Genomic DNA, 23138 nt, shown 5'->3' with positions numbered 1-23138 from the left:
CTATGACAATAAAAAATAAAATGACGTTATTTTCGGCATCTGCAGCGTTATTTAGCGTCGGACTTTTTTCTGCTGAATTACCGACAAATTTAGAATGGAAAACGAATGATTTAGCGCCGACGTTTGCTTCACCAGAGGCCGTGTTTGGTGGCACTTATCGTACGTATTCGTTGAGTTTTCCGCAGACATTTCGCTCGGTTGGTCCCGATTCAAATGGTGCTTTTCGTTCTTGGATTGTAGAGGCCAATTTACCGCCGTTAATTCAACACCCAAATACGGGTGAGTGGCTGCCTGGCTTGGCGACATCGTGGGCGTTTGGTGACGATAATAAAACGATGTATTTCAAATTAAATCCAAAAGCAACATGGAGTGATGGAAAGCCGGTAACCGCGGATGATTACCAATTCATGCTAACGTTAATGCGCTCAAAAGACATTGTCGCGCCGTGGTATAACGATTTTTTTACCAATGAAATCGCCGATGTTATTTCTTATGACGCTCATACGATTGGGGTTGTTTCAGCCAAAGAACGTAATCGTGATGAGTTGATTCAATATACTAATTTAATGCCCCGTCCAGCGCATTTCTATGGCAAACCAAAACTCGATGAAAACAACGATGGTATTGACGATAAATTTGTTCGTAAATATAACTTTAAACCAGAACCAGTTACAGGACCTTATTACATCGATAAAATCAGAAAAGGAAAAAATATTGTTTTTAAACATGTGGGTGAAGATTGGTGGGGCTATGAAAATAAATACAATCAGAATCGCTACAACGTAGAGAAAATCAATATCAAAGTGATCCGTGATGATGACATAGCATTAAAGCATTTTGAAAAAGGAAATTTAGATTCTTTTACGTTACTTCGTCCCGATTTATGGCATGAGAAATCGAACGGTAAAAACTATCAAAATGGGTATATTCAGAAGGCCTGGGTATATAACCAAGCCCCTGTTGGTGCGGGTGGGTTATGGCTAAACACAGCAAAACCGATGCTGAATGACATGAACATTCGTAAAGGCATTATGTATGCCACCGATTTTGACATGATGATCGCCAAAGTGTTGAGAGGGGACTATTCACGTAAACCCAATGGGATGGGATTTGGTCATATTGGCTACGATAATACCACCATCAATGCACCTACATTTGATGCGAAAAAAGCCATCGAATATTTTGAGAAAGCCGGATTTGAAAAAATAGGCCCTGATGGCATTCGAATAAACGCCAAGGGTGAACGACTCAGTTTCGCCATCACGTATTCCGCTCAAGCTCATACTCCTCGAATTGCGGTATTACGTGAACAAGCCAAGCTTGCTGGAGTCGATTTTGAGTTAAACCTGATCGATGGTTCAAGCATGTTTAAATACGTACTTGAGAAGAAGCACGACATTTCTTTTCATAATATGGGAACCAGTGAGATCCCTGCGTATTGGGAATATTTTCATTCAGACAATGCAAATAAACCGCAAACCAATCATTTTACTAATTTTACGTCACCTGAACTGGATACCTTAATCGATTCATTTAAAAACGAATTTGATATTGATAAAAAACAGGCATTGTCTCGCGAAATTCAACAAGCGATTGCAGATGCTAATGTTATTGTTCCCGGTTATATGGTGCCTTACGCTCGTTCTGGTTATTGGCGTTGGATGAAGTTACCCGAAAAAATGGCAACCAAACAAACGGGTTATTTATTCCATGGTTGGGGTTTTTCTCAAACCTTCAGTACGTTCTGGATTGATGCATCGATAAAAAAGGAAACCAAAGCGGCGATGAAATCAGGTAAGGCATTTGAGCCCGTTATTATTATTGATGAAACCTATAAATTATAACTATAAAAATAGTGAAGATGCGCATGGATAGACAAATCATATTGTCAGTGGAAAATGTGATCACTGAATTTGAAACCGATGAAGGGATCATTCGAGTACTTGATGGTGTCAGTTTTGATGTCCCTAAAGGGAAAACCATTGGCATTGTTGGAGAATCAGGTTGTGGAAAAAGCGTAACAGCATTGTCTATTATGGGCTTATTGCCTAAGCCTTACGGCAATGTCGTATCTGGACAGATTTTATATGGTAATACAAATTTAGTTCAACTTAGTCCAAGTCAATTATATGAAATGCGTGGCAATCACATTTCGATGATTTTTCAAGATCCAATGACGGCACTAAACCCGGTACATACGATTGGGAAACAACTCAATGAAGTGTTGGAATTGCATCGCTCTGATTTAAACAAAAAACAGCGTTTAGCGTATTCTATCGAAATGCTTGAAAAAGTAGGCATGCCATCTCCTGAATCTCGCTTACATGAATACCCTCATAGTTTATCAGGGGGGATGAGGCAGCGAGTGATGATCGCAATCGCATTAGCGTGTGAGCCAGATATATTGATTTGTGATGAGCCAACGACGGCACTTGATGTCACGATTCAAGCGCAAATTTTAACGTTAATGAAAAAACTGCAAGACGAGACGGGAATGTCGATCATTTTTATTACTCATGATCTTGGTGTTGTGGCTGAAATCTGTGACGAAGTGGTGGTGATGTACGCTGGTCGAGTGGCTGAGCAAGCTGACATTTTTGAGTTATTTGATAATCCTCTGCATCCTTATACTCAAGGATTAATGTCCTCAATGCCAAGCTTAAGTTTACAACCTAAAACAGAGCTTGAAACCATTCAGGGTACCGTACCATCATTAAATGAAATGCCTCAAGGGTGTCGCTTCTCTACTCGTTGTAAATTCAAACAAGACCAATGTGATTTAGTGGTTCCTGAATTGACTCAGATTTCACCGTTGCATAATGTGAGCTGTCACTTTTCTGGTCAGTTGATTGAGAATAAATCAGAGGGGACATTATGACGGAGTTATTAAGAATTGAGGGGTTAAAACAACATTTCATTTCAGGTAAAGGTGTATTTAATAAAGGATACATTGTACATGCTGTGGATGGCGTATCTCTGAGTGTTACTGAAGGTGAGACGTTAGGATTAGTTGGGGAGTCTGGATGTGGAAAAAGCACACTAGGGCGCAGTTTGCTGAAGTTGTTTGAACCAACGGCTGGTAACATTTTTTTTGAAGGAGAAGACATTACTGATCTTGGAAATAAAGCAATGCGATCTCTGCGTCAAGACATGCAGATTATCTTTCAAGATCCTACAGAATAGTTAAACCCAAGGCATACTATTGAAATGATTTTAGAAGAACCTTTCATTATTCACGGTATAGGGACAGCGAAAGAGCGCAAAGAGTGGGTAAAGGATCTGTTAGTTAAAGTGGGATTATCACCCAGTGCGATTACTCGTTATCCACATGAGTTTTCTGGGGGACAAAAACAACGAATTGGTATTGCGAGAGCCATTGCTTTAAAACCAAAATTGATAGTGTGTGATGAGTCGGTATCGGCATTGGATGTATCAGTACAAGCGCAAATCATTAATCTGTTATTAGATCTTCAAAAGGAGATGAATTTAGCCCTTATATTTATTGCTCATGATCTTTCTGTAGTGAAACATATTTCAGATAAAGTGGCGGTTATGTATTTAGGGAAGATTGTTGAGTACGGCAATTCAGAGGATTTATATCATTCACCTAAACATCCTTATACAGAAGCGTTATTGTCTGCGATTCCGGGTGCTCATCCTCGACTTAGAGGAAAAAAAAGAATCATACTAAAAGGCGACGTACCCTCGCCAATTAACCCACCTAAAGGGTGCCGTTTTTCGACTCGATGCCCAAAAGCTGAAAAAAGATGCGTTGAGATAGAACCACAAAGACAGTGTATTGATAGTGCTGAGCATGATGTTGCTTGTCACCTATATGAATAACAGATATCAGGGGGGAGTAGTGGCTGTTATTTAACGGATGAGTTGAATAAATATCTATTTTGAACCCTCTTTTTTGAGTTCATTTATTCTATAATCAGTAAAAATAAAACGATTGAGGAAGGTATGAAAAAATTATTCGCTTTGGCTGCTGTGATGACGCTTGCTGGTTGTTCGACGACGATGCCAGATATGGGAACGGCACAACCCGTGCACTATACGTGCGAAGCAGGACGTAATTTTCAAATAACATTTAATGACGATAACGCGTTACTGCAATTACCAAAAGAAGATTATGCATTAAAAAGAGCAGTATCAGCATCAGGGATGAAATACATTTCAGATGATGGAATGCCTGATGTGAGTAAGACGATTGTCTTTCATGGGAAGGGGGATTCTGCAATTCTTGAGTTAGGTCGCGTTGTTCTTAAAGAGTGCACCGTAATACAGTAATTGTTGGATCTGAAAATGGCCACGTAGTTGACATTACATGGCCATTTCATGTCACTTTTGTTTATGAGGAAACTACGACCCGTAAGTCACAATATAACGATTTGGTTTGTGATTCATTGCAAGCACAATGTTTAATACGATAGCACCAAGAACGGAAATCAGTAATAACGAAGGCGTAATAAAGAAGAAAGAGGCGCTTAAAATGCAGAAATCAATTGCCATTTGAACCTTGCCTACTGAAATGCCAAACTTCTCTTGAATGAATAAACATAAGACATTAAAGCCACCAAGACTTGAACGGTGTCTAAATAATATCAGCATACCTAACCCCATCAATAAACCGCCAGCAACTGCACAATAAATATCATTAATATGGTCAACTGAAATCATCATATTTAGATGATCGGTCATGATAGAAACGAGTGCACCTGAAATTAAGCTTGTTAGTGCAAACTTCTTACCGAATCGATTCCAAGCTAGCGCATAAAAAGGGAGGTTACATACAAAGTATAAAACCCCAAAACTGATGTCTGTCATTTGGCTTAACAGCAATGCTAAGCCTGTTGTTCCGCCCGTTAATAAATTAGCGGCTTGCAAAAAGAAGATCCCTTGAGAGACTAAAAATGTCCCTGTTAAAATCGCAATGACATCTTCTTTGTGAGTGTGTTTGATTTTTTCCATAATATCGATACCAACAAAATAATGCAGGCTAGCATAGGGTGAGATGGATTTTATGCAATCTGTTGGCTACAAATATCCGGCGTAGTTTGTAGTTAACCCTTTACACAGTGTAAAGCTAAAAATTGACACTTAATGAATATCTTTCATGTTGATAATGAGTAATCCCCAACAAAAATAACAAAGAAAAGTACAATTGAGGCTATCTGATCCAGATCAAATTATGTAGAATAACGACCAGTTAAGGCTAGTGACGTAATCGTTTGCGTCATTGGGCTATTTTTGGGTTTTATATTTATCTGAGTCAGGAGATACAGATGCTTAAGCGTGATATGAACATTGCAGATTACGATGCAGACTTGTTTGCAGCAATCCAGGAAGAGACAGTACGTCAAGAAGAGCATATCGAGCTGATTGCTTCTGAAAACTACACTAGCCCACGAGTGATGGAAGCTCAAGGTTCACAACTAACAAACAAGTATGCTGAAGGTTACCCTGGTAAGCGTTACTACGGTGGCTGTGAGTTCGTTGATAAAGTGGAAACACTGGCTATCAACCGTGCATGTGAATTGTTTGGCGCAGAGTACGCAAACGTACAACCGCATTCAGGTTCTCAAGCGAACAATGCCGTTTACATGGCACTACTAAACGCTGGCGATACCGTGTTAGGTATGAGCCTTGCTCACGGTGGTCACTTAACTCACGGTTCTCCAGTAAACTTCTCTGGTAAGCTTTACAACATCATTCCTTACGGTATTGATGAAGCGGGTCAAATTGACTACGAAGAAATGGAAGCGCTAGCAATAGAACATAAACCTAAGATGATCATCGGTGGTTTCTCTGCTTACTCTCAAATTTGTGATTGGGCGCGTATGCGTGAAATCGCAGACAAAGTTGGTGCTTACTTTTTCGTTGATATGGCTCACGTAGCGGGTCTTATTGCTGCTGGTGTTTACCCTAACCCTGTCCCACACGCTCACGTAGTAACAACAACAACGCATAAAACATTGGCTGGTCCTCGTGGTGGTCTTATTCTTTCTAACGAAGGCGAAGATCTTTACAAGAAACTGAACTCAGCAGTATTCCCTGGTGGTCAAGGTGGCCCTCTAATGCACGTTATCGCTGGTAAAGCGGTGGCATTTAAAGAAGCACTAGAACCAGAATTTAAAGAATACCAAGTTCGTGTTGTTGCTAATGCAAAAGCAATGGTTGCAGAGTTTCTTGCTCGTGGTTACAACATCGTTTCAGGCTCTACTGAAAACCACTTGTTCTTGGTTGATTTAATCGACAAAGACATCACTGGTAAAGAAGCCGATGCGGCTCTGGGTTCAGCTAACATTACCGTGAATAAAAACTCAGTACCAAACGATCCACGTAGCCCGTTTGTTACTTCTGGTATCCGTGTTGGTTCTCCTTCAATTACTCGTCGTGGTTTCTCTGAAGAAGACGCGAAGAACCTTGCTGGCTGGATGTGTGACATTCTAGACAACATGGGTGATGAGTCTGTTATCGAAGCAACTAAAGCGAAAGTATTAGAAATCTGTAAGCGTTTACCTGTATACGCTTAATTTTTAATTCAGTTTTAAAAATTGAAAAGGTCAGCCTGTTATAGGTTGGCCTTTTTTATTGCCTAAAATTTAATGAACTGTTGAGGGTTGTATTTCTTTATGTGATTAATGTGCAGATTGGAGAAGATAACTACATAACATTCAGTAATTCAATGTAAATATAATTCACATTCATGATTTTTATTCTATTTCTGTATTATTTATAAGATTGAGTGAAAATAAATGTGATATGTTTCGGCCTTAGTGAACTGGACGATTAGTTTCGGCACTTTTAAAAGGTTGAGCCATGAGTAAAAAATTATTATTAGCGTCGTTAATATCGATGCTGCTTGCTGGGTGTAATGACGAGAATATAGATACATCAGGAGCAATTCCTGATGTCGGAACTGGCGGTGGGTCGGTGACTCCTCCCAAGCCTGAACCAACGCCAGAACCGATACCACCAACGGATATTATTCCTCCGGTGACATACGTTGGTACCTTGATGGCTTCGGGTAAAACCGTTTCTGGTGACGTCTGGTGTAACGGCGTAGTTTTAGATGAAAATACAAGTACATTTACCGTTAAACAAGGGAATGAATTTAACTGTTCTTTTGGTGCGGTAGAGTTAGGTCGTTTTAAAGCTTCTTTTCCTAAGGTTAAATCAATCGATTTGGTTAATACAATCGTGCCTGCTTCTTTTGATCTTCAAGACAGTAAAGGGGTTAACGTAACGAAAGTTCTACAATCCATTTCCACATGTGAGCTGCAAGATGGTATTTGTTTAAATGAAATAAATGCATTTGATATTCAAGATATTTACTTAGACTTAGATAATAATGAGTCCGTGAATGAATTTTTAAAGCCGAAAGAAGAAGAAGCCACTGATGACGTCGGTAAAGCACCAAGTTCTCATGTTGATGCTGAAATAGCGCCAGTTGTCACGCCTGGTACAAGCAATGACCTCAATAGTGGGTTTGTATCAGCCAGCGCAGAAGACAGTTACGCTTATAAACCAAGTTCAGCGGCACAGGTGTTAACTAAAAGTAAATTAACAGGTGATAATAGTACACCATTAGCTGGGGTTAATTTCTTTTCTACTAATGCTATTGGGATCACGGATGACAATGGTGAATTTGAATACCTGTGGGGTGACAAACTTACCTTTAGTATTGATACTTTTGAATTTGGTAGTGTAACCGGCAACCAAATTAACTATAAAATTACAGATGTCAGCGATAATGAAATTGTAAAATCAAATATTCAGTCATTAATCACTCGATATGCAGAAAATAGTAATAATACACTGCTTATATCAAATCGAGTACAAGAGGTTTTCTCTCTTTATCCTAACGTAATCAATGAATTAATTAATCTGAATTTACCTAGCGGTGGAATGATTGAAGGCACACAGTTCTCGATTCCGAATGAATTTGATGCACAATTTGAACATGGTTTAACTGCCGCTATTGATGCAGAGTTACAACCGCAAGGGTCATCATTTTATTTTTCAGATTATCCACATGTATTTGCTGTAGATAGTGGTACCTATGTTACCGACTCTCTCACTGCAATATTCAAGGGGGTTGGCAGTTTCCATGTATTTAATGACAACGGCAGTTTCTATGGTGCGACAGGTTACACTCGAGGAATGCGCGCATTAAATTTATCTAATCGAGCATTTCCAATAATGATGCCTCGTGCTGATATTAATAAAGACATCCCATTTGGTCAGCAGCAAGCATGGACTCGTGAAGGTCGTCCTTATATTGCGGAATACCCAGGAATAGATAAGATGCCAGCTATCCCTGTTGTATCGAAAGATAATGCAACGTTCGGTTTCCCATTCGTTACCGCCGGTGAAATTGGTGCGGGTAAAGTGGTATTTATGGGGAATAGCATGTACCCGAGTATCATTTCGTGCCCTGATAACTATTGGGCTAATGGTGCTTTACGTATTGATAGTGTCAAAAAATCATGTACATCGTCATTTGATCTAGCAAATGATCCTCGTAATGATAACGGCAGTATGAAGACCTTTTTCTCTAATTTATTTACATGGTTAAATAATGATAAGACAATCAATGGCATCAATGTTGCTTCCAATATAGACGTTGCTACAGCTTTACGTTCTGGTACTTCTCATGGAACTGCATATGATTTCTTTGTTAATCCATCTTTTGGCTTTTCTTCTGTTGAAATGTTAACTAAAGATGGTTTTTCAGGGCATTTATCGGCATCAGAAACACCGTTGTTAATTCTTCAAGCTTACCCTCCGAAGCCCCAAGGTGATGGCATGAGTCATCGTTTTATTGCTGATTTAGAGAATCCAAACCTGAGTCAAGATGATATTACCGCTTTAATTACGTACATTAATGATGGTGGTAGCGTTCTATTTATGGACGCTATCGATAGAATCACTAACCCTGAACCTATTGGGCGTTTAGCTGACTCTGCAGGTGTATCATTAGGTGGAAGTAACGTAACGCCCACATCGCAAGCATTTTGTGGCTCGTCATATTATTGTCAAGTACCATCCCCAAATCTTCATGTAAAGAGTCAGTATGAAATGGTGGTTCTTGAACGTTTCCAAGATGTGGACGGAAAGCAACCTTATACAGTTACTCAGGATGGTTCGGTCGAGTGGATCAAAGATGAAACTAAGATCAAATTTGAAATCCCAACCTATGAAATGATCAAACGTGATGATAAAGGTCAGCCAGTATTAGATAAAAATGGTGTTCCAGTAATGGAAACCAAATTTGCTCGTATTTTTGTTAAAAATGAAGAAGAAAGAGCGGCTGCAATCTCTGAATTACAAACAGCGTTTAAAGGCACTCCTTTATGCTCTAATGGTTATGAATATGAGTTTAACTGCATAGAAACTCGTCAAGGTGATGGTATAGAAGTTCGTGGGTCGTACGGACGTGCAGATTTTGAACGCTATCAAATGAGTCAAGACGTTGTAGAAAGTATGGTTAAAGCGGCAAACCTTGGTGATAACTTTAATGCACTAATGGAGCATGAGCTTTATTACCGCACCAAAGGTAAGCAAGGCATTCGTTTATCTTCCGTCGAGTTAAATCAAACTTACGATAATCTTTCTATTTGGATGTGGAATGACAACGCTTATGCTTATGATTCAAACGTTCAAGATGAACTCGGCTTTAAAACTGCGGTAGGTTTTCTTAATTGCTACACGAATAATGCGCATGGCAATGGATTAACGTGTCCTGATGATTTAGCGACTAAGTTAATTAAAAATGGAATGATTTATGGTGAAGGTGAACTTGTTGGGCAAATGAATCCAAGTTACCCACTAAACTACATGGAAAAACCACTAACTCGTATTATGTTAGGTCGTTCTTTCTGGGATCATGAAATCACGGTTGATACGACTAAGTACCCAGGTAGAACCGTCGCTTCAACGATCACAGAGACCGTAAATATCGAGACGGCAGGTAAAGCGGTCAGTTATTCTGCAGGAAATAATCAATCTACGGGGTTATGGGCGCCCCAACTTAGCGATATCACTATTAATGGCGGGGTTTCGGCAACGATCACCGTCATGATGGCGGATGATCTAACGGGTAAACCTCAGCATGAAACCAGTCTAAATCGTCCACCAAGAATGCAAACTAGTTATGCTTATGATGGAAGATTACTGACCTTTAAAGTGCCTTATGGTGGTCTAATTTATGTTAAGCCAACTGAGGTTCTGAGTGGAGGTTCAACGATTGCATCGTTTAATCTTATTGGTGTTGAAAAAGCAGCGTGGTGGAAAAAGGATCCTGATAGCGCAAAAGGTGAGTGGATAAATGCCCCTGAGTCATCAACGGCTCCAATTGCTGAAATAGATACGGGCTCATTTATTTATACGACTGCTCTTAATAACGTTAAGACAGCTGATCTTAATGAGTTTAGTTAACCTGAATTCTGGATAAAACATGCTTTAAGCGAGGATTAGTTCAAATTCACATTCTGATAGCTTAATTCGTGGCTTTTGTTTTTTTAAACAATAAGCCACAACGCCTGAAATTACATTTAGCATGAAACCAGTCACGCTACGATGACGGCTATGTTCAATTTGAGAGATATTCTTCAATTGGTCATTTATCGTTTCGATAATGTATCTCTTTGATAACATAGCCTTATCAAAAGCACTTATCTCTTTTGCTTTCATGTTTTTTCGCGAGGTAGTCACTAAATCGACATCAGAGTTCTTTAAGCTCTCACTCAACTTTTTACCTATGTACCCTTTATCAGCGTACAATTTCCCCGAGAGTTCTTTGCATAAATCAGGTACAGGAGTCCTATCATTTACATTGCCAGCTGTGATTTTCAGCGAAATAATTTCTCCAAGATGGTTAATCAATAAATGAAGTTTGAAGCCGAAAAACCATCCCATGGTACCTTTTCCTCTTTTCGCAACACCATCAAAGACTTTATGGCGAGGAATTCGAATGTTATGGCATACTTTAAGACTCGTGGAGTCAACAAAAGCAATGCCAGTCGGCTTACCTTTGATAGATTGAAAATAGGCACACATTGGGGCGATTAGGCTAGGCATTTTGCTCACAAATCGAGTGTAGCTAAGTAAATTTGGAAAGTATCCTTTCCAATATTGATGAACTAACCCGATATAGAAGTTCTTGAAATCTCTATGATTTGATTGATGAAAAGCGATGACAATAGTCATACATTCACTAGTAGACATTACTGACTGACGTTTTCTTTTTCTCTCACTAGCCTCAACAAGGTATTTTTCCCATTGAGATAAGAATTGATAACAAAAATCATCGACATCACAAAATATATCAACTAATTTATTCATCTTGCCCACCTTTTAAAATACGTTCAAATAATTCTTGGTCGAAAGATCTGATCGTTAGGTGGGCAATTAGTTCAGCCTTATCCAGAATTCAGGTTAAATAAGGTATCTAAATCAGGAAAACCGGTATTGTGACGTGCAGGTACATGACCTAATAATAAACTTGTCGTTAATACATGATCATACCAAGCAAAATCACCCGCAGTAACAAAACCCAATCCAGACGCCGCCTGATCATTCCAATGACGCTGACGAAGCTCACTGCCTACTGATAATAATTCTTTTTGTTCGATCTCCCCGCGCCAATATTTCTCTTGTGCGAACTTAAGTTCACGTTGAGCGCCTACTCGTGGATAACCTAAAATATGCGTTACTGTTTTTGTTTTCAATTCTGTTGTCATTGCTCTAATTCCCTTAGCCGTTTGGATGGCTAAACAATGACTCTTTTCTTTACCAGGCACAACGGAGAAATATTCACATTGATTATGAATTTATTTCAACAACAATAATTTTTCAATTAAAGTATTAACATCATTTAGCCGTCTAGATGTTTACTTTGAAGGTTTTTCACTTTACTGTGAAGATTATTGAACTGACTCAAACGGAACTTGAGGAATTATAATGATTGAATTAAAACACCTAAAAACCTTAGTCACACTTAGAGATACGGGATCATTAACCGCAACAGCAAATGCCCTACACCTCACTCAATCAGCACTGTCTCATCAATTAAAAGATTTTGAAACTCGCCTTGGTGGCACTGTTTTTTTACGAAAAACTCGCCCAGTCAAATTTACGTCTGAAGGTGAAATACTGTTAACTCTTGCTGATGATATTTTGCCTAAAATGGCCAGAGCTGAATATGACATCGCAAGTTTAAAAGAAGATCTTCATGGAAGGCTGCACATGGCTATCGAATGTCATTCTTGCTTTCAATGGTTAATGCCTGCAATTAAAGAGTATCAAGTCGGTTGGCCAGAAGTAGAATTGGATTTTTCATCTGGCTTTGGTTTTGAACCTTTACCGGCATTAGTTAATGGAGATTTAGATCTGGTTATCACTTCTGATATTCAACCTCGTAATGAAGTACATTACGAACCTTTGTTCGATTTTGAAATGCGCCTGGTCATGGCAACCAATCACCCTCTTGCAAGTAAAGAATACATTGAACCGGAAGATTTGATCGATCAAACCATGATGACGTACCCAGTACAAAAGCAACGATTGGACGTGGTTAAGCATTTTTTATCGCCAAACAACGTTGAACCCGCTAAATGGAAGCAGGCAGAAAACACATTAATGTTAATACAGATGGTATCCGCAGGATTAGGGGTTGCAGCATTGCCAAATTGGGCAATTAGCGAATTTTCACGACAGGGGTTGATTGAAAGTAAACCATTAGGAAAAGGGTTATGGCGAAGATTGTTCGCTGCCGTTAGAGACAGCGAACATGATAAAAAATATTTACAAGCATTTTTCTCTACTGCGAAACAGCAGAGCCAGAGTCATTTAGATGGTATTAAAATGACTTAAATGAGGTATGTTTAAAATCATTTATTCTTGAATTGATTCGTTAATGGGTCATATTTATAACCCAAGCCACTGAGCTTGTCTTGAACTCCTTCTGTATCAAGCTCATACATTCTGGATAATTCTTCTAGACTGTGACATTCCAATCGCAATTTTTCGTTAATGATGCCGAGCAGAATTCCACTTTCTAGGCCATGAGCATTACTTAAATCCAATCTTCACCCTCCATATTGCTTAAGAGACAAGATTAGAATAGACCAGATTTTGGAAGCAAGACGTGGGCTACATCACAAAAAACAACTGAAATTGATAATAACCAGAAATAGCCATAATAATGCTTGCTGGTACTAAAAATTGCCATTTAGCGGCTTGCTTATTAAACAAGTGAAAGTTCCATAAACCAAGGCTCAGTAACATCAGTCCTAAACCAATACCCAACTTAACAGCCATTCTGTCTAAGAAGATTTCATGAATACTTAGGGTTTGACATAGTAAGATAACAACCATCACTATGCCGCTAATAATTCCACTGATGGGTAATAATCGATGAAATGCCTGTAAGCGAGTTCGTGCCAACGTTAATAAAAGATGAGTTAACAAAGCACCAAACAAGAAAGGACCAATAAGAGCAAAAAACAATTGCGTAAATGAGCCGGAGCCTAACGCCAAATTAACAAAACTTGCGGCTGCAAACCCATTCGCTAGAGCCATAATAATTAGAGGCCCTTTATCTCGAGTTTTACTTGTTTTAACACTAAAATAAAACCCAGCAATGGCAATTGCAGGAATAAGATTAATGGCAAAAACCATCGCGTAAGTCATCCCAACGCCCGCAATAAGGCACCAACCTAAAATTAATACTGGTAACCATTTGTGAATTCGTCCTCGTTGACCAGGACAAATATCGCCTTTATGCAAAATAATAGTTAACAGGATTTGTGCACCTAACAGTGCAGGAATAAGAATATATTGTAAGGTTTGAAAAAACATAATTACGCCACTGGATTAGAATAACGCTAGTATAAACCCTATTTTCACTTCGTCTAGTACGGTGAAAAAACAACCATATCTACTCAACATCTCAAAACATCACGTCATCTCTTTCAACTTATTATCCTTTTATAGCAACAAGAACAACAAGCCAATAGCATGTTATTAACAAAATTAATTATTGTTTGTTTTAGATCATAATGAGGTTAACTAGGTGATGTGCCACAAACAAAACTTAGGTAAGTTTCTATTATGAAATGTGTAAGAAAATGTATGTAAGTTACACAATTTTTGTATTTTTGAAACTTTATTAGAAGGAAATTCCATGTTGGAGTTAATGATTGGTTTAGTGATCACCGTTTTGGTTGGTTACTTTATTGTCAAAGGATATAAGGCTGCCGGTGTTCTACTGACTGCGGGTTTAGCGTTATTAATGATTGCGGGTTTATTAGGCCATACTGTTTTACCGGCTAAAGTTGCGACAACAGGTAACTTATTAACCGACGCATTAGAATACGTGAAATACATGCTGCAATATCGTGGGGGCGGCTTGGGTATGCAAATCATGCTACTTTGTGGTTTTGCTTCTTATATGACTCACATTGGCGCAAATAATGTCGTTGTTAAACAATTTTCTAAACCATTAGCATTTATTAAATCACCTTATGTGTTACTTGTAGCGGCTTACATTGTGGCATGTTTAATGTCCCTTGCTGTAAGTTCGGCAACAGGTCTTGGTGTGCTGTTAATGGCAACCCTTTTCCCAATGATGACAGCAATGGGTATTTCTCGCCCAGCAGCAGTAGCCGTTTGTGCTTCACCAGCCGCAATCATTCTTTCTCCGACTTCTGGTGATGTTATTGTTGCAGCAGAAAAGTCTGGCCTTCCTTTACATACCTTTGCGGTTGAAACGGTATTACCTGTTTCTATCTGTGCAATCATTGTAATGGCCGCCGCCGCTTTCTTCTGGAACAAGTATCTAGATAAGAAAGAAAACACGCCAATGGAAAAAGTGGATATTTCGGCAATGGAAGTAAACGCGCCGTCTTATTACGCGATTTTGCCTTTCTTGCCAATTGTGGGTGTTTTTATCTTCAACGGCCAAACTATCCCTGGTTTATCTTTAGATATTTATACTATCGTTGTAGCGTCTATCTTTATTGGCGCGATCGTCAATTTCATTACTAACCGCTTTAACGGCAGAGCAACACTTGAAGATTTAGAATCATGCTACGAAGGCATGGCCGATGCATTTAAAGGCGTGGTAATGCTATTGGTAGCCGCTGGCGTATTTGCACAAGGTCTAATGTCAGTAGGTGCCATTGATAACCTACTTCACCTTGCTGATTCTGCTGGTGCTGGTGGTATGGCGTTAATGCTTCTTCTTACTGGTTTAACCGTAGCCGCTGCAATTGCTACCGGTTCTGGTAACGCACCATTTTATGCCTTTGTTGAGCTTGCTCCACAACTTGCTGATAAAATGGGTCTAAGCCCTGCATTCTTAATCATTCCGATGCTTCAAGCATCTAACCTTGGTCGTACTATTTCACCGGTATCTGGTGTTATTGTTGCGACATCTGGTATGGCTAAAATCAGTCCATTTGAAGTAGTTAAACGTACCTCTGTTCCTGTTATCTGCGGTTTAATTACGGTTATCGTAGGCACAATGGTACTGGTTCCTATGTACGTATAATTAAGTAAAAAGTGATATTAACGCCAGTAGTGTAAAAGTACTGGCGTTTTTTATTATAGTAGGCACCTTTATCACAAAGAATTTACAGTTTGCTCACCCAAAATGCATCGATAGCCTATATATTTACCTCAAATATGAATCTACAATTAATAGGTAAATTAGTAATGATTAGACAAACAGCCATCCTTGTCGCTCTCTTTCTCTCCGCCACTTCCGTCGCTTATCTTTACCGCTTATTTTTATAATATTTCTTCAAATAATTCTCTTACTTAGAAAGGGGCCTTTCTTTTCTGGTTAAAACACTCTCAAATCGGTATAATTCGGCCTCCAAATTCTGAGGTGAACTAATGCACAACGTAACTCCAATAAACGAATACCCGAAATTCTGGGCAGAATGCTATGGAACAGCCCCTTTCTTTCCTACTTCTCGTAAAGAAATGGACCAACTTGGTTGGGATAGCTGCGACATTATCATTGTAACTGGGGATGCGTATGTGGATCACCCAAGTTTTGGTATGGCGATCATCGGACGTTTGCTAGAAGCACAAGGCTTCCGCGTTGGTATCATTGCCCAGCCAAAATGGGAAAACAAAGACGAGTTCATGATCCTTGGTCAACCAAACTTATTCTTTGGTATCACTGCAGGTAACATGGATTCCATGATCAACCGTTATACCTCGGATAAAAAACTTCGTCACGATGATGCTTATACTCCAAACAATGAAGGCGGTAAGCGCCCTGATCGTGCAGTATTAGTCTATTCTCAACGTTGTCGTGAAGCGTTTAAAGACACCCCTATCGTATTGGGTGGTATTGAGGCAAGTCTTCGTCGTCTAGCGCATTATGATTACTGGTCTGACAAAGTTCGTCGTTCTGTATTATTTGATGCAAAAGGCGACATTCTTCTGTTTGGTAATGCGGAACGTGCATTGGTTGAGGTTGCTCACCGTCTTGCTAGTGGTGAAGACGTGAAAACAATGACCAACATCCGTGGTACTGCCGTTAACCTCGCAGCGGAACCGGAAGGATTTAAAATCATTGATTCATCTCGTATTGAGAAGCCAGGCAAAACTATGTTTGTGCCTATTAACCCATACGCAACAGAAGAACAATGCGAAACCAATAAAGCTGAAGTGAAAGAAGAGCAACCACAAGTTATTACGGTAACCGCTTCTCGCCATGATTCAAAAACAACAGCAATTCGCATTCCACCGTTTGAAAAATTAAACAGTGACCGTATTCTTTATGCTCATGCTAGTCGTATTATGCATTTAGAAACGAACCCATATTCTGGTCGTGCATTAATCCAACGTCATGGTGATCGTGAGTTATGGGTAAACCAAGCGCCAATTCCTCTGACAACAGAAGAAATGGATTTTGTGTTTGATCTGCCTTATGCACGCGTACCACACCCAATGTATGGCAAAGCAAAAATCCCTGCGTATGAAATGATTAAAACATCAGTCAACATTATGCGTGGTTGTTTTGGTGGTTGTTCGTTCTGTAGTATTACAGAGCACGAAGGTCGTATCATTCAAAACCGCTCTAAAAAATCAATTCTTAATGAATTAGAAGAAATTCGCGACAAGGTTCCTGGATTTACCGGTACGATCTCAGATCTTGGTGGCCCAACAGCAAATATGTACCGTTTAGGTTGTTCAATACCAAAAGCGGAAGCAACGTGTCGTCGACCATCTTGTGTTTTCCCTAAGATCTGTGACAAGTTAAATACCGATCACGTACATACGATTGATTTGTACCGTGAAGCACGCCAAGTAAAAGGCATAAAGAAAGTCTTAATTGCCTCTGGTGTTCGTTACGACTTAGCGATTGAATCGCCAGAATACGTACGTGAGTTAGTGACTCACCACGTTGGTGGTTACTTAAAAATTGCCCCTGAACATACTGAAAAAGGCCCATTAGATCTTATGATGAAGCCTGAGATGGGGTCATACGATCGCTTCAAAACAATGTTTGAGAAATACAGCAAAGAAGCAGGTAAGAAACAATATCTAATTCCTTACTTTATCTCGGCTCACCCGGGCACAGAAGATGAAGACATGCTGAATCTAGCGATGTGGCTGAAAAAGAACAACCTTGAGTGTGATCAGGTTCAGAACTTCTATCCATCACCAATGTGTAATGCAACGTCAATGTATTACTCAGAAACCAACCCACTAAAACGCGTTAAATATAAAAAACGTGAAGATGTGACCGTTGCAAAAGGTGAGCGTCAACGCCGACTGCACAAAGGCCTATTGCGTTATCATGATCCTAAAAACTGGAAAATGATCCGTGAAGCATTAACTGAGATGGGTAAAAAGCACCTTATTGGTGACAAACCACACTGTTTAGTGCCTGAACATGACATTGATACACAAACACCGGCTGAACGTCGTCAAACAGGTCGTCATGGCGCAAAACGCTTTGCAACTAAGCATACGCAAGCGCAGTTTGATGGTGATCCTCGTACTAGCAATAATCGCAGTGGTCAAAATAATAGTAACCGCAGTGGCAAGCCTGCTACACAAGGACAGCAACAAAACCGTACAGGGAATTCTGGTTCAGATAAACCAGCCTCTAGCGGTCAAAAGAATGGGGTTCGCAACGGTTATTCAAACAACAAACCAAGTGGTAATGGCAAACCTGGTAGCAGTAAACCTACTGCAAATAAGCCAAGCGGTTCAGCACCAAAACGTAATAAACCAAAACACCGTTAATTACGGTTTCTTAAATAGAACAAATTAACATGCATAAAAAAAGCGAACCTTGTCGGTTCGCTTTTTTATTATCTGAACAATGAATAATTTATCTCCCATTAATGAGAGACAAATCCCTCATCAACGGAAGCTAATATTATTTCCAGATGTATAAGTTAAACAGTTTCTTACCACGCTTAATTACGCTGTATTTACCGAATAATGCGTCTTCTTTTTTCAGAATCACTTCAGCATCAGCCACTTTTTCACCATTCACTGAAACCGCACCGTTACCAATAAATTCACGCGCCATCTTATTTGATTTTGCTAGTTCAGATTGAGTCAGTACTTCAACGATAGTTTGCTCAGAAGCCTCAAGTTCAGTCGTTGGTAGACCATCTTGTGCTAATTGTGCTAAATCGGTTTCAGTTAGAGAGGCTAAGTCACCAGAGAATAACGCGGCTGTAATGCGCTCAGAAGACGCTAAACCTTCTTCACCATGCACTAAGCGAGTCACTTCTTTAGCTAGTACACCTTGGCCTGCAGGACGACCTTGTACACTTTTGTCACTCTCTTCAAAAGCAGCAATCTCATCAACAGATAAGAATGTGAAGAAACGTAAGAAATCATATACATCAGCATCTGCTGTTCCCAACCAGAATTGGAAGAATGCGTATGGTGACGTTTTGCTTGGGTCTAACCAAATTGTACCTGATTCTGTTTTGCCGAATTTAGTACCGTCGGATTTAGTCACTAGAGGTAGCGTTAAACCAAATACTTTATTACGGTTCATACGGCGAGTTAGGTCGATACCGCCAGTAATGTTACCCCATTGATCAGAACCACCGATTTGAAGCGTACATTCTTTCGCTTTATTCAATGCAGCAAAATCGTATGATTGAAGTAGCATGTAGCTGAATTCAGTAAATGAAATACCAGAACCTTCACGGTCAATACGCTGCTTCACTGATTCTTTTTGAATCATTGAGTTTACGCTGAAGTGCTTGCCGATATCACGCATGAATTCGATTACATTGATTTCACCAATCCAATCTAGGTTATTCACCACTTCTGCGCCATTTTTTGATTCATTAAAATCAACAAATGCAGACACTTGTGCACGGATTTTATTAACCCAATCACCAACAACATCAGATGTATTTAATTGACGCTCAGCCGCTTTAAAGCTTGGGTCACCAATTAGGCCAGTTGCACCGCCAACAAGCGCTAATGGCTTATGACCTGCTTGTTGAAAACGTTTAAGCACTAAAAGAGGAACAAGGCTACCAATATGTAAGCTGTCTGCTGTCGGATCGAAACCACAATAGAGAGTACGACAGTCTGTAGATAGGTGCTCAGCAAGTTCTTCATCTGCTGTACACTGTGCAATAAGCCCACGAGCTTTTAAATCCTGCAATAATTCATTTGTTGCTGTCATAGATAACCTACTTGTACTCTAAATTTCGGTATAAAAAAGAAGTCTCGATTTTACACATTTAGCGGCTAAATAACAGAGTTAGTGACTAAAAAGGCACTTCGTCGCCGTATCAATCTCTTATGATTAATTAATATCAAATATTCTCGTTACAATTGCTTTCATTTCCCGATTAGAAAAGTTCAAATTTTGACCTATATTTACGTCATAAAGTGTCATTTTGTGATGCCTAACTCAAACCTAAATAATGGTTATTTGCTAGGTATTGAATCTGCTAACTATGCCCATATTTCATTAGTAGGTGTTGCTAAGATACGCTTTACTTAGTTGCTATTTCTTTCTATCTTGCTAAGGAAAAAGAATGAAAAAGTTTGCCCGCGCTGCCGTCTTAATGGTTCTCGTCTTTGGACGACCTCAAGTACAAGCAGCCTCTTTAATTGAGTCCATTGAACCTGATTTTCAAGAAGCTAACCAATCAGAATTAGATCGCCATCATGTCCTTCATAGCTTAAATGGCCTACTTTCTATTGAAAGTTGGAACCAGTTTTCACATCAACCTTATTCCGATTTCGACATCTTAAATTCTAAAGCTCATCAAGCTCAACGAGAGTTAGAAAATATTTGTAAAGAAACCGCTCTGATTTCAAATACTCAGCCTCAATTTGCTGGCGTAAAAAGTAGCGAACGCGCTTTATTAAAAATAGAGCAAGAATTAAACGGGCAGGTAAATAAGCTCACAGACATCGCACGAGCAACCATCGTCGCTGATTCCATTCCTGATCTCGTGACTGCTTATGAATCATTAAATAGAGAAACAACCATACTGAGTGTAACGAATCGTTTTTCAACACCTGCTAAATCAGGGTATCGAGATATAAAACTATTAGTTGAATTGCCAAAAACAAAACTCGTTGCAGAAGTCCAATTGCATTTAAAAGACATCGCGATTGTTAAGAATGGCGCTGAACATAAAATTTACGAAGAAATACAAAATATGGAACGTCTTGTATTTGTCGAGGACAGGAACTTCACTGAATTTGAACAAGCACGCATAACAAAACTGAGAGCATTATCTCAATCTTTATATGCTAACGCTTGGAAATCTTACCTCCCAACACAAGCTCTGGCTTAATCAATAAAAAAGCCTTTTCTGTATTAGAAAAGGCTTACATTTTTTATCACACTGGATAATTAAACTTGATCACGCAATGCATCAATCGTGAGTTTTGCTTGCTGTTTAAAGTGTGCTCTTTCGCTATTATCTACAGGCGAAGCTTGAGGTAAAGGAACTTTCATTGCATTTACCGCTCGCCCATTTTTAATCAGCTCATAATGCAGGTGTGGCCCTGTTGAACGTCCTGTATTACCACTTAAAGCAATTTTATCGCCCATAGATACTTTCTGCCCTTTCTTCACCAAAATCTTACTCAAGTGAAGATAACGCGTCATGTATTCACGGCCATGCTTAATAATCACATAATTACCCGCTAAAGGATGGTGTAAAGCTCGAACAACCACTCCATCACCCGTCGCATAAACAGAGGTGCCTACAGGAGCAGCAAAGTCAGTCCCATTATGTGGTGAAATACGCCCTGTAATTGGGTGTTTTCGATATGGGTTAAATGGCGAACTGATTCTAAAACGCTCATGTGTTGGATAACGATCCAATGCTCGGTTTAAGCTTCGGCCTTGAACATCATAATAATGACCATCCGTATGTTTCAGTAAGGTAATTTCTCTACTGCCATTTTTGTACAGTACCGCTTCAACCTCACCAGATGACACGGCCTTTCCATCAATAAATTCTTTATTTATCTCAACCGCAAATTTATCACCTTTACGTGCTTCTCTGCCAAAATCAAATTTCCATTGCAATTGCTTGGTCAATGTTTGAATTTGTCCAGGCGTTAATCCTGCTGAACGTGCTGAGTTATAAAAGTTACTCGTCACTCTGCCCGTTAGAAATACCGGTTTAATTTCACCTTTCTCTTCTAACTGCGTAAATGTGTATTTATCGCCACTCCACGCATAAACATCAGTGTCTTTTATATTACGATGAATTTTAAGTTCAGTTAATTTTCCATCATTATCTTGCTGCCACTCAAGATCAGCACCAACTCTCATGTTCGCTGCTGACTTATTCACATCCAATAATGAATACATATCCGCCATTGGTAGCGCATATTGTTTGAATATTTCACCGAGTGTTTCACCGCTTGCAACAGTATGAGAATGCACAGTATCTGCTGCATCTAACTGTTTATCGAGTTCATCTTTAGGTGCATTGAAATTAGGATCATCTTGTTCAAAGATTGTCTCAACAGGTTCACTGTTTTGATCGGCTAATGTTTGAAGATTATCACTTGATAATGACACTTCATTTCGACCTTGAACTGATGAGGAAGTACCTAGACTGTGGGTAGGTTCCCAAATTAAGATAACGCAGGTAAACAGAGATAAAGACAATAAAATAAACTTATGTCTTTTTGATAATGTACCTACTTTAGCCGCGATGGCTTTTTTATATTTTATTGACTTAGACAACGTGATAACTCATTACTGATGGTTGATAGAAATATAAAATAAGCCCCATTTTCATCCGCTTGCTGTATGGCTAAAGGATCAAGTTCCCCTTTATGCACTTCTGTTCCTCTGGTAATTGTAGTCACAATTGCCGGTTCAAACTGAGGTTCAGAAAAAACACATACCGCTTGTTGATTTAAAAGTGATTTTTTTATATTAATCAAAGTTTTTGCACCCGGTTTTCTATCCGGACTCACCGTAAAGTGCCCCAAGTTATTCATTCCAAAATAACGTTCAAAATAACCATATGCGTCATGAAAAACAAAGTAGCCTTTACTCTGCACTGGTTTTAATTGCTTTGAAATAGTCTCCACAGCCTGTGCTAACTTATTTTCAAAGGCTGCAAGATTAGACTTATATTGGTCTTTATTCAATGGATCAATTTTAATCAATTGAACCGTTATCTCTTTTGCTACACCCAAAGCTTCTTTTGGGCCTAACCAAAAATGCGGATCAGTATTGTGATGGTGCCCGCTTTCTTCGGCATGAGCGTCATCCCCATGTTGGTCAAAGTGATAAAAATCAACCGAACTAAATTCACTGATGGTGATGACATTTTTTTGGTCCGCTAACACTTTACTTAGGAAAGGTTCTAAATCATTTCCGTACCAAATGATCATATCGGCATTTTTTATTTTTTTAATGTCAGAAGGACGTAATGCATAATCATGTGGAGAAGCACTTTGTGGAACCAAGTAAGAGGATTCCGATACGCCATTTGTCAGTTCTTGCACGATTAGGTTAATCGGTTTCACTGATGACAACACGTTCATTGCTTGAGCTTGAGCGCTTAGCAATGTACATAAACATAAGGCAATAAATTGATTTTTTTTACTCATTTTCTTCTCTTAAAAAATGT

The 23138-nt window shown here is 39.3% G+C and carries 16 protein-coding genes and 2 pseudogenes; 10 read left to right on the top strand and 8 right to left on the bottom strand.

Annotated elements, in window-relative coordinates; genetic code table 11:
- Positions 1–2: 2 nt before the first annotated feature.
- The 4 genes and pseudogenes from VSAL_RS04850 (at position 3) to VSAL_RS04835 (ending at position 4293) form a co-directional block, all read left to right on the top strand.
- The gene (locus VSAL_RS04850) at positions 3–1844 is read left to right on the top strand and encodes an extracellular solute-binding protein (RefSeq protein ID WP_407921275.1); all 1842 of its coding nucleotides are present in this window, start codon (positions 3–5) and stop codon (positions 1842–1844) included.
- 23 nt (positions 1845–1867) lie between these two features.
- Positions 1868–2878, top strand: coding sequence for an ABC transporter ATP-binding protein (locus tag VSAL_RS04845; RefSeq protein WP_012549651.1), 1011 nt, complete (start codon positions 1868–1870; stop codon positions 2876–2878).
- A pseudogene (locus VSAL_RS04840) lies at positions 2875–3843 on the top strand (ABC transporter ATP-binding protein). Before VSAL_RS04845 ends, VSAL_RS04840 begins: the two are co-directional and overlap by 4 nt.
- A gap of 123 nt (positions 3844–3966) precedes the next feature.
- Entirely contained in the window at positions 3967–4293 is a 327-nt protein-coding gene (locus VSAL_RS04835; RefSeq protein WP_012549650.1) for an MliC family protein, read from the top strand.
- 72 nt (positions 4294–4365) lie between these two features.
- Here VSAL_RS04835 and VSAL_RS04830 read toward each other — a convergent pair whose 3' ends face one another.
- Positions 4366–4974, bottom strand: coding sequence for a YitT family protein (locus VSAL_RS04830; protein ID WP_012549649.1), 609 nt, complete (start codon positions 4972–4974; stop codon positions 4366–4368).
- Positions 4975–5288: 314 nt separating this feature from the next.
- On the opposite strand from VSAL_RS04830, the gene glyA reads away from it, so the two are divergent.
- Entirely contained in the window at positions 5289–6539 is a 1251-nt protein-coding gene (gene glyA, locus VSAL_RS04825; protein ID WP_012549648.1) for a serine hydroxymethyltransferase, read from the top strand.
- Positions 6540–6825: 286 nt separating this feature from the next.
- Positions 6826–10446, top strand: a complete 3621-nt coding sequence (locus VSAL_RS04820) for an SslE/AcfD family lipoprotein zinc metalloprotease (RefSeq protein WP_044583394.1) — start codon at positions 6826–6828, stop codon at positions 10444–10446.
- Between the two features lie 24 nt (positions 10447–10470).
- On the opposite strand, the gene VSAL_RS04815 is transcribed toward VSAL_RS04820, so the two are convergent.
- Together VSAL_RS04815 and VSAL_RS04810 are read right to left on the bottom strand one after the other, a co-directional pair.
- A complete protein-coding gene (locus tag VSAL_RS04815; RefSeq protein WP_012548944.1) occupies positions 10471–11352 on the bottom strand; it encodes an IS982-like element ISVsa6 family transposase in 882 nt (293 codons plus the stop codon).
- A gap of 80 nt (positions 11353–11432) precedes the next feature.
- Positions 11433–11750 (bottom strand): annotated as a pseudogene (locus VSAL_RS04810) (5-methyltetrahydropteroyltriglutamate--homocysteine S-methyltransferase); the annotation flags it as partial.
- Between the two features lie 220 nt (positions 11751–11970).
- Here VSAL_RS04810 and VSAL_RS04805 point away from each other — a divergent pair.
- Positions 11971–12882 (top strand): LysR substrate-binding domain-containing protein, encoded by a 912-nt coding sequence (locus tag VSAL_RS04805; RefSeq protein ID WP_012549647.1) that lies wholly within the window; start codon positions 11971–11973, stop codon positions 12880–12882.
- A gap of 17 nt (positions 12883–12899) precedes the next feature.
- Here VSAL_RS04805 and VSAL_RS04800 read toward each other — a convergent pair whose 3' ends face one another.
- Both VSAL_RS04800 and VSAL_RS04795 read right to left on the bottom strand, forming a co-directional pair.
- Complete coding sequence (locus VSAL_RS04800; protein ID WP_012549646.1) at positions 12900–13094, bottom strand: DUF4250 domain-containing protein; 195 nt, start codon at positions 13092–13094, stop codon at positions 12900–12902.
- A 67-nt stretch (positions 13095–13161) separates the two neighbouring features.
- Positions 13162–13869, bottom strand: coding sequence for a hypothetical protein (locus VSAL_RS04795; RefSeq protein ID WP_012549645.1), 708 nt, complete (start codon positions 13867–13869; stop codon positions 13162–13164).
- Between the two features lie 325 nt (positions 13870–14194).
- Between VSAL_RS04795 and dcuC the strand changes: the two genes are divergently transcribed.
- Complete coding sequence (gene dcuC, locus VSAL_RS04790; RefSeq protein ID WP_012549644.1) at positions 14195–15562, top strand: anaerobic C4-dicarboxylate transporter DcuC; 1368 nt, start codon at positions 14195–14197, stop codon at positions 15560–15562.
- Positions 15563–15909: 347 nt separating this feature from the next.
- On the top strand, positions 15910–18282 hold the full coding sequence (locus VSAL_RS04785) for a YgiQ family radical SAM protein (protein ID WP_012549643.1): 2373 nt from the start codon (positions 15910–15912) through the stop codon (positions 18280–18282).
- A 136-nt stretch (positions 18283–18418) separates the two neighbouring features.
- On the opposite strand, the gene tyrS is transcribed toward VSAL_RS04785, so the two are convergent.
- On the bottom strand, positions 18419–19699 hold the full coding sequence (gene tyrS, locus VSAL_RS04780) for a tyrosine--tRNA ligase (RefSeq protein WP_012549642.1): 1281 nt from the start codon (positions 19697–19699) through the stop codon (positions 18419–18421).
- Between the two features lie 358 nt (positions 19700–20057).
- On the opposite strand from tyrS, the gene VSAL_RS04775 reads away from it, so the two are divergent.
- Positions 20058–20828 carry a phosphoribosylglycinamide formyltransferase gene (locus VSAL_RS04775; RefSeq protein WP_012549641.1) on the top strand — a complete coding sequence of 257 codons (771 nt, stop codon included), beginning with the start codon at positions 20058–20060 and terminating at the stop codon, positions 20826–20828.
- 59 nt (positions 20829–20887) lie between these two features.
- Here VSAL_RS04775 and mepM read toward each other — a convergent pair whose 3' ends face one another.
- Together mepM and znuA are read right to left on the bottom strand one after the other, a co-directional pair.
- Positions 20888–22228, bottom strand: a complete 1341-nt coding sequence (gene mepM / locus VSAL_RS04770) for a murein DD-endopeptidase MepM (protein ID WP_012549640.1) — start codon at positions 22226–22228, stop codon at positions 20888–20890.
- Entirely contained in the window at positions 22225–23118 is an 894-nt protein-coding gene (znuA, locus tag VSAL_RS04765; protein ID WP_012549639.1) for a zinc ABC transporter substrate-binding protein ZnuA, read from the bottom strand. Before znuA ends, mepM begins: the two co-directional genes overlap by 4 nt.
- Positions 23119–23138 lie beyond the last annotated feature (20 nt).

The organism is Aliivibrio salmonicida LFI1238, assembly GCF_000196495.1.
GTDB classification, from domain to species: Bacteria; Pseudomonadota; Gammaproteobacteria; order Enterobacterales; family Vibrionaceae; genus Aliivibrio; species Aliivibrio salmonicida.
Note: the sequence above shows the minus strand (reverse complement) of the source record. Positions and strands in the feature narration are given on the sequence as shown.

What these genes read in the sequence shown, in the direction of transcription:
- VSAL_RS04850 (WP_407921275.1), top strand. Translation starts at nt 3, where the DNA reads ATGACAATAAAAAATAAAATGACGTTATTTTCGGCATCTGCAGCGTTA.
- VSAL_RS04845 (WP_012549651.1), top strand. Translation starts at nt 1,868, where the DNA reads ATGGATAGACAAATCATATTGTCAGTGGAAAATGTGATCACTGAATTT.
- VSAL_RS04835 (WP_012549650.1), top strand. Translation starts at nt 3,967, where the DNA reads ATGAAAAAATTATTCGCTTTGGCTGCTGTGATGACGCTTGCTGGTTGT.
- VSAL_RS04830 (WP_012549649.1), bottom strand. Translation starts at nt 4,974, where the DNA reads ATGGAAAAAATCAAACACACTCACAAAGAAGATGTCATTGCGATTTTA.
- glyA (WP_012549648.1), top strand. Translation starts at nt 5,289, where the DNA reads ATGCTTAAGCGTGATATGAACATTGCAGATTACGATGCAGACTTGTTT.
- VSAL_RS04820 (WP_044583394.1), top strand. Translation starts at nt 6,826, where the DNA reads ATGAGTAAAAAATTATTATTAGCGTCGTTAATATCGATGCTGCTTGCT.
- VSAL_RS04815 (WP_012548944.1), bottom strand. Translation starts at nt 11,352, where the DNA reads ATGAATAAATTAGTTGATATATTTTGTGATGTCGATGATTTTTGTTAT.
- VSAL_RS04805 (WP_012549647.1), top strand. Translation starts at nt 11,971, where the DNA reads ATGATTGAATTAAAACACCTAAAAACCTTAGTCACACTTAGAGATACG.
- VSAL_RS04795 (WP_012549645.1), bottom strand. Translation starts at nt 13,869, where the DNA reads ATGTTTTTTCAAACCTTACAATATATTCTTATTCCTGCACTGTTAGGT.
- dcuC (WP_012549644.1), top strand. Translation starts at nt 14,195, where the DNA reads ATGTTGGAGTTAATGATTGGTTTAGTGATCACCGTTTTGGTTGGTTAC.
- VSAL_RS04785 (WP_012549643.1), top strand. Translation starts at nt 15,910, where the DNA reads ATGCACAACGTAACTCCAATAAACGAATACCCGAAATTCTGGGCAGAA.
- tyrS (WP_012549642.1), bottom strand. Translation starts at nt 19,699, where the DNA reads ATGACAGCAACAAATGAATTATTGCAGGATTTAAAAGCTCGTGGGCTT.
- VSAL_RS04775 (WP_012549641.1), top strand. Translation starts at nt 20,058, where the DNA reads ATGAAAAAGTTTGCCCGCGCTGCCGTCTTAATGGTTCTCGTCTTTGGA.
- znuA (WP_012549639.1), bottom strand. Translation starts at nt 23,118, where the DNA reads ATGAGTAAAAAAAATCAATTTATTGCCTTATGTTTATGTACATTGCTA.